This window comes from Xenorhabdus bovienii, from assembly GCF_024721015.1.
Lineage (GTDB): Bacteria > Pseudomonadota > Gammaproteobacteria > Enterobacterales > Enterobacteriaceae > Xenorhabdus > Xenorhabdus bovienii.
In genome coordinates, this window is record NZ_JANAIF010000096.1 from 1 (window position 1) to 9,640 (window position 9,640).

Annotated in this window: 6 protein-coding genes and 1 pseudogene; 5 read left to right on the plus strand and 2 right to left on the minus strand. The window is 46.2% G+C overall.

The features are described 5' to 3' along the window. Positions 1-284: 284 nt before the first annotated feature. Positions 285-1,940 (minus strand): propionate catabolism operon regulatory protein PrpR, encoded by a 1,656-nt coding sequence (gene prpR / locus NXS07_RS17420; RefSeq protein ID WP_258087256.1) that lies wholly within the window; start codon positions 1,938-1,940, stop codon positions 285-287. Positions 1,941-2,247: 307 nt separating this feature from the next. Between prpR and prpB the strand changes: the two genes are divergently transcribed. From prpB to NXS07_RS17440, 4 genes are all read left to right on the plus strand, one after another. Then, positions 2,248-3,138 carry a methylisocitrate lyase gene (prpB, locus tag NXS07_RS17425; protein ID WP_258087257.1) on the plus strand — a complete coding sequence of 297 codons (891 nt, stop codon included), beginning with the start codon at positions 2,248-2,250 and terminating at the stop codon, positions 3,136-3,138. A 23-nt stretch (positions 3,139-3,161) separates the two neighbouring features. Then, complete coding sequence (prpC, locus tag NXS07_RS17430) at positions 3,162-4,319, plus strand: bifunctional 2-methylcitrate synthase/citrate synthase (protein ID WP_258087261.1); 1,158 nt, start codon at positions 3,162-3,164, stop codon at positions 4,317-4,319. Positions 4,320-4,380: 61 nt separating this feature from the next. After that, entirely contained in the window at positions 4,381-5,832 is a 1,452-nt protein-coding gene (locus NXS07_RS17435) for a bifunctional 2-methylcitrate dehydratase/aconitate hydratase (protein WP_258087258.1), read from the plus strand. A 67-nt stretch (positions 5,833-5,899) separates the two neighbouring features. Beyond that, on the plus strand, positions 5,900-7,810 hold the full coding sequence (locus NXS07_RS17440) for a propionate--CoA ligase (protein ID WP_258087259.1): 1,911 nt from the start codon (positions 5,900-5,902) through the stop codon (positions 7,808-7,810). A gap of 397 nt (positions 7,811-8,207) precedes the next feature. Here NXS07_RS17440 and NXS07_RS17445 read toward each other — a convergent pair whose 3' ends face one another. Beyond that, positions 8,208-8,837, minus strand: a complete 630-nt coding sequence (locus NXS07_RS17445; protein WP_258087260.1) for a glutathione S-transferase family protein — start codon at positions 8,835-8,837, stop codon at positions 8,208-8,210. A 602-nt stretch (positions 8,838-9,439) separates the two neighbouring features. On the opposite strand from NXS07_RS17445, the pseudogene NXS07_RS17450 reads away from it, so the two are divergent. Beyond that, positions 9,440-9,565 (plus strand): annotated as a pseudogene (locus tag NXS07_RS17450) (cytochrome b); the annotation flags it as partial. Positions 9,566-9,640 lie beyond the last annotated feature (75 nt).

Here is a 9,640-nt window from a genome sequence, read left to right on the forward strand (position 1 = left end):
ATAGGTCAAAGAATTAAAGTCAAAGTCACCGTCTAAAGACCGTGGTTTTAAACCTTTCATATGGAAAAATAAAATTCAATGTATAATTACTCATTATCATTCCAGCGAATAAATTGGTTAAAATGTGGAGGAGAAATCGCTAAATGGCTGGTTTTTGGCTCACAAAAAGTCCGGAGAAGCAGGTTGGATACCACAGGAATATGTTGCATTTTAAAAATGTCATATTGGTGATAGTTATCACAATATTAGTCAATAAGGAGCCTATTCCAATAAGGTTTTTCCATTTAATCTTTCCCCGGCTCTTGCTTTAACCTCCGCCATAACGTCGTGCGGCTAATTCCCAGATATTCTGCCGCCGCCTGTCGATTACCTGAAAATCTCGCCACAATATCATGGGCAGAAGAAGAAACCGCCATTGAAGAAGGAGGTTCAATCTCGGAAGTTTTCGCGTTGTTCTTCACCGAACCGATATCAATCTGCCGCTCAGGTGAAAGCGATAAGATCAAAGCAGGTGTCAATGTCTGTTCGGGATGGGCACTTAAGTAGAGTGCAATCCTCTCCATCAAATTACGTAGTTCCCGCACATTACCCGGCCAATGGTAAGATTGCAGCGCTGCATGACAAGCAGAAAGTTCCCGTATTCTTGACGATGAAACAGGCAAGTTAAGCGCCGCAAATGCCCGCCGCAGATACTCCACGGCCAGCAGCCCAATATCACTCCCTCTTTCACGTAATGCTGGCACATTAATTCTCAGCACACTCAAGCGGTAGAAGAGGTCTGCCCGAAAACGCCCTTCTCTCACCCACGTATCTAAATCACAATGGGTGGCACAAATGATCCGAACATCAACGGCAATCGGACGATATCCCCCAACCCTGACGACGGATTTTTCCTCCAGTACCCTCAATAACCGCGTTTGCAGTGGCAATGGCATTTCGCCGATTTCATCCAGAAACAGCGTTCCTCTGTGCGCGATTTCAAACAAACCCGCCCGCCCCCCTCGTCGGGAGCCCGTGAAAGCGCCTTCTTCATAGCCAAACAGCTCTGCTTCCAGTAATGACTCGGTAATGGCACCACAGTTGACCGCAACAAAGGGACGCGGATGTTTACCCACAGACTGCCCATAACGCAGGCTGTATTCATGATGAATGGCCTGTGCCACCAGCTCTTTTCCCGTACCACTTTCCCCTTGAATCAACACCGTGGCCGTCGAGCAGGCATACAGCATAATCGTGTTACGTACATGCTCCACCGTAGCGGAATCACCTCTAATATCGTTGAGCGTATGACGAATGCGTAACTTATCCTCCGTAGGATAAGGCGAACTCGACACCAGATTGAGCTTGGTCATTCTGGCCATTTCCAGCGCATCATGAAATGCCTGCCGGATCGTATCGGCAGAATAGAGAAACACCCCCACCAGCTCGGCTTCATAAGCCAGATCGGTAATCAGCCCTGCGCCTACAATGACCTTGATACCTATGGCTTTCAGCGCATTGACCTGCGCTCTGGCATCTTCTTCCGTCACATAGCTGCGCTGTTCAATCCGCAGATTGAAACGTTGCTGAAATTCCTCCAAGGCCGGCAGGGTATTCTGGTAAGTGATGACGCCAATACGAGAGCTGATTTGCCGTGCGCGCGCCAGTGCCTGCATGAAATCAAAACCACTGGATTTGGCGATGATCACCGGCACGGATAAACGACTTTTTAAATAGGCACCATTCGAGCCAGCACAAATCACGGCATCACAGTGCTCCGTTTCCAGACGTTTACAAATATGCTGAACCGCCTGTTCAAAACCAAGATTAATCGGTGTGATATCAGCCTGATGATCAAATTCCGGTGTGATATCACGAAAAAGATCGAAAAGCCGGGAAACCGATACTGTCCAGATAACCGGTTTGTTGTTATCACGCTCCCCTGTATGTCCTGACGCCATTTGTTCCCCCCTTTCTTGCTCTTTTCGATTTTTGATAATTTCACCATAATGTTTCATTTTTCAGAATTGAAATAAAAATGAAACATTATTGATTCAATATGAAACAAGTATACATTATGCCCAATAGATGTACAGTTATCATGCAACAAGCACGGATAGTGCTATTCCATTAATTTAAAACAAAAAATATCAACACCTTCTATTACACATCTCCGATTTCCACCTCGTTTTCAACCATTGGCACAAATCTTGCTAAAGTAACAATTCGATACTATTTGGTTTCATTTTAGTAACAATGGAGTTATATATGGCATTTTCTTCTGCTGGTCTGGCTTTTCGCCGGGCAATAGAGGCCGAATCTCCGTTACAGGTGGTCGGAACTATCAATGCAAACCATGCCTTGCTGGCAAAACGAGCGGGCTACAAAGCCATTTATCTTTCGGGTGGCGGCGTTTCAGCAGGCTCGTTAGGTCTGCCGGATCTGGGCATCTCAACGCTGGATGATGTGCTGACCGATATTCGCCGCATTACCGATGTATGCGATTTGCCGCTACTGGTGGATGCCGATATCGGCTTTGGTTCTTCGGCATTCAATGTCGCCCGCACCGTTCGTTCTATTATTAAGGCGGGTGCTGCGGGTATCCATATTGAAGATCAGGTGGGTGCCAAACGTTGTGGGCATCGTCCAAATAAAGAAATTGTCTCCAAAGAGGAGATGGTTGATCGTATCAAAGCTGCCGTTGATGCCCGCACCGATGAGCATTTTGTGATTATGGCGCGCACAGATGCGCTGGCAGTGGAAGGGTTAGAAGCCGCTCTCGACAGAGCCGAGGCTTATATTGCAGCTGGTGCAGATATGCTGTTTCCTGAGGCGATAACAGAGCTGAAAATGTATCAGGTATTTGCCGCAAGAACGCAGGTTCCCATACTGGCCAATATCACCGAGTTTGGTGCCACCCCTCTCTTTACGACCGAAGAATTAGGTAGTGTAGACGTCGCTATCGCGCTTTACCCGCTTTCTGCATTTCGGGCGATGAATAGAGCCGCAGAGCAGGTCTACACCACACTCCGCCGTGACGGCACACAGAAAAATGTGATCGATCTGATGCAAACCCGTAATGAACTTTATGAAAGCATTAATTATTACGATTTTGAACAGAAATTGGATGCCCTGTTTTCCCAGAAAAACCAGAGGTGATACTCATGAGTAAACAGAATACGATGACTGGATCTCCTGAAGCTGCAACATTTAAACCGAAAAAATCCGTTGCCCTGTCCGGCGTGATTGCCGGTAATACAGCGCTCTGTACCGTTGGAAAAAACGGCAGCGATTTACATTACCGCGGCTATGATATTCTCGATTTAGCCGCCTATTGTGAGTTCGAAGAAATTGCTTATCTGCTCGTCCATGAAAAACTCCCTTCCCGCGCAGAACTGGCCGCTTACAAAACCAAACTGAAAGCTTTGCGTGGTCTGCCAAGCAGCGTCAAATCAGCACTGGAAACTTTGCCTGCGGTCGCTCATCCGATGGATGTGATGCGCACGGGCGTTTCTGTCTTTGGTTGTACCTTGCCGGAAAAAGAAGATCATAACCTTACCGGCGCCCGCGATATTGCAGATCGTTTGCTGGCATCCCTCGGCTCTATCCTGCTTTATTGGTATCACTACAGCCATAACGGACGCAGGATTGACGTTGAGACCGATGATGATTCCATCGGCGGGCATTTCCTGCATCTCTTGCATGGCCAAAAACCGCGTGATTCATGGGAAAAGGCAATGCATAGCTCTCTGATCCTGTATGCCGAACATGAATTCAATGCTTCGACATTTACCAGCCGAGTGATTGCCGGCACAGGATCAGATACGTACTCCGCTATTATCGGTGGAATTGGCGCCCTGCGCGGGTCAAAACATGGCGGTGCCAATGAAGTTTCATTCGAAATCCAGCAGCGTTATGACTCTCCCGACAAAGCCGAAGCCGATATCCTTACCCGGCTGGAAAGAAAAGAAGTCATTATTGGCTTTGGTCATCCGGTTTATACCGTCTCCGACCCCCGCCATAAGGTGATTAAAGAGATTTCCCTGCATCTTTCCGAGGAAGCGGGCACAACTCAGATGTTTGACATTGCAGATCGCATTGAATCTGTAATGCGGGATAACAAAAAAATGTTCCCGAACCTTGATTGGTTCTCGGCGGTGTCTTATCACATGATGGGGGTTCCTACCGCCATGTTTACCCCCCTGTTTGTGATTGCCCGTACTGCTGGCTGGGCGGCTCACATTATTGAACAACGCATTGATAACAAAATTATTCGCCCTTCAGCCAACTATACCGGCCCTGAGAACCTGCCGTTTACACCGATTGACCAACGCAAGTAGCACGGTTTTATGCGGTGTTTTTTGTATTCATGTTTTATTCGATTTTTAAGAAGGATTGATTATGTCTACCTCTGTTGTCAACAACCGCCCTGATTACGATCAAGTGATTGTGGATATTGTGGATTATGTCATGGACTACACCATAACATCCCCCGTTGCCTACGAAACAGCCCATTACTGTTTTCTGGATACCCTGGGCTGTGGGCTGGAAGCACTGGAATATCCCGCCTGCAAAAAATTATTGGGGCCAGTTGTACCGGGTACCGTGGTTCCGAACGGTGCGCGTGTACCGGGAACTCAGTTCCAACTCGATCCTGTTCAGGCCGCCTTTAATATTGGCACCCTGATCCGTTGGCTGGATTTCAACGATACTTGGCTGGCGGCAGAATGGGGGCATCCATCGGACAACCTTGGAGGCATTCTTGCCATCGCCGACTGGCTGTCCCGAACAGCGGTCGCCAATGGAAAACAACCCCTGACCATTAAAGATGTGCTGACCGGCATGATCAAAGCGCATGAAATTCAGGGCTGTCTGGCATTGGAAAATGCGTTCAATAAAGTCGGTCTGGATCACGTGGTGCTGGTTAAAGTCGCTTCAACAGCGGTTGTTGCCCAGATGTTAGGCTTAGCGCGTGAAGAAATACTGAGTGCCGTTTCGCTCGCTTGGGTAGACGGGCAATCCCTGAGAACCTATCGCCATTCACCTAACACGGGTTCCCGCAAATCCTGGGCTGCCGGTGATGCTACTTCCCGTGCTGTGCGACTGGCGCTGATGGCACAAAAAGGCGAGATGGGCTATCCCTCAGTATTAACGGCAAAAACGTGGGGATTTTATGATGTCCTGTTCAATGGGCAACCGTTCAAATTCCAACGTCCTTATGGCGCGTATGTGATGGAAAACGTGCTGTTCAAAATCTCTTTCCCTGCCGAATTCCACTCACAAACGGCGGTAGAAGCGGCGATGACTCTGTATCAGCAATTGAAAATGGCAGGTAAGCAGGTCGAAGACATTGCCCAAATCACTATCCGTACCCACGAAGCCTGTATCCGGATTATTGATAAACAGGGCCCGTTGAATAATCCGGCAGACAGAGATCACTGCATACAATACATGGTTGCCATTCCATTATTGTTTGGCCGTCTGACAGCGGCCGATTATGAGAATAATGTGGCCGCCGATCCACGCATTGATGCTTTGCGGGAAAAAATAAGATGTGTCGAAGATCCCGATTTTACCCGTGATTACCATGCCCCTGAGAAACGTTCGATTGCCAACGCCCTGACCATCACATTTAACGATGGCAGCCAGTTTGACGAAGTGAAAGTCGAGTTCCCGATTGGACATGCGCGCCGCCGCAAAGATGGCATCCCATTGCTACTGAAAAAATTCAGTAGCAACCTAGCGCGGCAATTTCCTGAAACTCAGCAACGAAAAATCCTGTCGGTTTCCCTTGACCGCACCTTATTGGAAAACATGCCCGTAAACGAATATCTCGATTTATACGTTATCTAATCGACGAAGCTATCGGCGGTTCTGCCTGCAAGAACCGCCTCTCATCTGCATAGCGCCAGGAGAGATTATGTCATTCCAAAATTTTTATCAGCATTCGATTGATAATCCCGATGCCTTTTGGGCAGACCAGGCTCGGCGAATACATTGGCAACATCCTTTTGCACAGGTATTGGATCACAGTAACCCACCTTTTGCCCGCTGGTTCAGCGGTGGGCAAACCAATCTATGCTACAACGCGCTGGATCGCTGGCTGGAAATCCAACCCGATGCCAAGGCGTTGATTGCCATTTCAACCGAAACCAATAGCGAAAAAGTTTTCACCTATAAAGAATTACATCAGGAAGTCAACCGAGCCGCTGCCATGATGCTCTCGCTGGGGGTAAAAAAAGGCGATCGCGTGGTGGTTTACATGCCAATGGTGGCAGAAGCGCTGTTCGTCCTGCTCGCCTGCACCCGTATCGGAGCGATTCATTCGGTCGTGTTTGGGGGCTTTGCTTCCCACAGTCTCGCCACACGACTGGATAACGCAGAGCCGGTGTTGGTCGTCTCTGCAGATGCGGGATCACGCGGGGGCAAAATTATTCCTTATAAACCCCTGCTGGACGAAGCTATTGAGCTAGCGCAACACACACCACGCCATGTTTTGATGGTGAACCGCGGTTTAGCCACAATAAATTGGCTGGAAGGACGGGATATCGATTTCGACAGCCTGCGGCAAACGCACTTTGATGCAGACATTCCTGTCACATGGATGGAATCCAATGAAACCTCCTGTGTGCTATATACATCGGGCACAACGGGGACGCCCAAAGGCGTACAGCGTGATGTCGGTGGCTATGCAGTAGCACTGGCGACCTCGATGGATGCCATTTTTGGCGGCAAAGCAGGCGGCGTTTTCTTTTGCACATCGGATATCGGCTGGGTGGTTGGCCACTCTTACATTGTCTATGCTCCACTTATCGCAGGCATGGCAACCATCATGTATGAAGGGCTGCCGATCCGCCCTGATGCGAGTATCTGGTGGCAGATCGTGGAAAAATATCGCGTCACCCGAATGTTTTCTGCGCCAACCGCAATCCGTGTTCTGAAAAAATATCCCACAGATTGTATTGCAAAATACGATATTTCATCACTTGAGGCATTATATTTAGCAGGTGAGCCGCTTGATGAACATACCGCCCGCTGGGTTGCGGAAACCATCAACGTTCCGGTCATTGATAATTATTGGCAGACCGAAACTGGCTGGCCGATTATGGCGATTGCGCGTGGGTTGGATGATCGGCCGAGTCGTTTTGGCAGCCCCGGTTTTCCAATGTACGGCTTCAACGTCAAACTGATCAACGAACTAACTGGTCAGGAATGTGGCGATAACGAAAAAGGGATGTTGGTCGCCAAAGGCCCCCTGCCTCCCGGTTGTATTCAGACCATCTATGGCGATGATACTCGTTTTGTAAATACTTACTGGAAGCATTTTGACCCGCAGATTTATTCTACGTTCGACTGGGGCATCCGTGACAGCGACGGTTACTATTTTATTCTGGGGCGTTCGGACGATGTGATTAATATCTCAGGGCATCGCTTAGGAACACGGGAAATCGAAGAGTGCATCGCCAGCCATGAAGACGTGGCAGAAGTAGCCGTGATTGGCATCAAGGATGAAGTGAAAGGACAAGCCGCCGTTGCTTTTACGGTACTCAAGGAAGGACGGGAAATCCAGAATGCTGACCATTTCGCCGCGCTGGAAAAAGCACTGATGGAGCTGGTCGATAAGCAGCTCGGCAGTGTCGGGCGCCCGGCGCGGGTCTATTTTGTTGCCCAGCTTCCCAAAACCCGCTCAGGGAAAATGCTGCGCCGCACCATGCAGGCGATTTGTGAAGGACGGGAGCCGAACGACATTGCGTTAATTGAGAACCCTGCCTCGCTGGAGGTGATCCGAGATGCCGTTTCTCATCAGGTCACAGCCAATAAAAAAATATAGGGTATGACTCAATGACAAAAACTGATATTTGGTATGGCTTGTTTGATAAAAATTCATTGTTAATGGGTCATACCAGGTATTCTCTCAAGCGGAAATAATTTGTTATTGCCCCTCAACAAACCTCACACTGAACTTCCTCTGCACTACATCTCTTTTGTTTAATCCGCGTTTAATTGCGTAGGATTACTATGCACCTGTACTACCTACTACATTTTCCCAGCTACTTTTACCCATTTCCGCTCCGTATCAATACGGAGCTTTTTTTTGTCCATATTAGGTGGTTAATAAAATTAAAATAATCACTCAATAAATTATATTCAACCAAAAATAGGTGATTTTAATCAGGGCACACAACGTACCCTGCATATTATTGAGTCAAATAATATCTATCTATTCATTAATACTCTATTTCAGGCTCTTTTGCTGCCGCCTCAGCCCATTCCACCATTGCCGGATGCTTAAGCATACGATCAACCCATGCCTGACTAATAGCAGAAAATTTCAGCCCATAGGTCTGAGCACGGAAAGCCACTGGAGCGAAAAACGCATCAACCGCAGTGAATGTATTCCCAGCCAGCCATTCGCCGCCAAATTTCGTTAACCCGTCTGACCAAAGAGCATCAAGGCGGTCAATATCACACTGTAATTCAGGGGAAATTTCCCTCAATTCAAACTGTTTTGAACAATTCATCGCGCAAGTTTGGCGCAATGTGGCAAAACCAGAATGCATTTCTGCCGAAGCACTTCTTGCCCACGCTTTGGCGATGCGATCTTGTGGCCAAACCTGAGTGTGGTTTTCTGCAAGGTATTCAACAATAGCCAGTGAATCCCAAACGGTAATTTCACCCTCTACCAGACAAGGAACAAGCCCAGTGGGTGAGAATGCTTTGAATTTTTCATAACTACTTTTATCATCTTCAAAATAACTAAGCTGCTCGTTAAATGGGATCTCCAGCGCCTTCAGCAAAATCCACGGACGCAGTGACCAAGAAGAATAATTTTTATTGGCTATCCACAATGTGTACATCGTATTTCCCGCTATAGTGATCAAAGAGTGTGACTACGCGAAAACATTACAATCTCTTGCCCTAAGAGTAAACCATGGCATACAGGGAAACGCTTTTTATTTTTGTCAATTTAAATAATAATCACCCATCTGTTTTTTAAATAAATCATTTAATAAAGTGATAATATTCACACGCAAAATCTATTTAGTAATAAGTTATTCCTATTATTGATTAGGATCTATAATAAAAAATAACTGTCATTTTATGGATAAATGAATAAATTTCAATTTACACCTTGAACATTATTTATTTAATTAATATATTAAAAACAATAATGAATATAGAAAAAATACAATTAAATAATATCACTTTAATTTTACACATAATTATTATAGATATTAATCACCTAACATTAAATCACAATCAACAAATGAATTAAATTCTTTTTATTTCATCATCAAGATCATAATATGATTCTATTATTGATAAAATCTGACATTCTTAAACAAATTATTTGTCGAAGATTTGTAAAAATCAAATAGCATTTTAATCTACTATAATACCTAAACTTTCTCATTTATATTCACAGAGAGTTTTCAGTGATCAAGAATAAGGAAACGGTATGCTTTTAAAAAATACTTCCACGCGCTTTGGTCATGTTTCTGTTTTAATCCATTGGTTAGTTGCACTCGCTGTTTACGGTATGTTTGCACTTGGATTATGGATGGTGACATTAAGCTATTACGATAAGTTAATCAATGAAATTATCTGCACTTTTGTTATAGTCGGTAATACAATACACTGACTTACCGCGTCCACTAAT

What these genes read in the sequence shown, in the direction of transcription:
- prpR (WP_258087256.1), bottom strand. Translation starts at nt 1,940, where the DNA reads ATGGCGTCAGGACATACAGGGGAGCGTGATAACAACAAACCGGTTATC.
- prpB (WP_258087257.1), top strand. Translation starts at nt 2,248, where the DNA reads ATGGCATTTTCTTCTGCTGGTCTGGCTTTTCGCCGGGCAATAGAGGCC.
- prpC (WP_258087261.1), top strand. Translation starts at nt 3,162, where the DNA reads ATGACTGGATCTCCTGAAGCTGCAACATTTAAACCGAAAAAATCCGTT.
- NXS07_RS17435 (WP_258087258.1), top strand. Translation starts at nt 4,381, where the DNA reads ATGTCTACCTCTGTTGTCAACAACCGCCCTGATTACGATCAAGTGATT.
- NXS07_RS17440 (WP_258087259.1), top strand. Translation starts at nt 5,900, where the DNA reads ATGTCATTCCAAAATTTTTATCAGCATTCGATTGATAATCCCGATGCC.
- NXS07_RS17445 (WP_258087260.1), bottom strand. Translation starts at nt 8,837, where the DNA reads ATGTACACATTGTGGATAGCCAATAAAAATTATTCTTCTTGGTCACTG.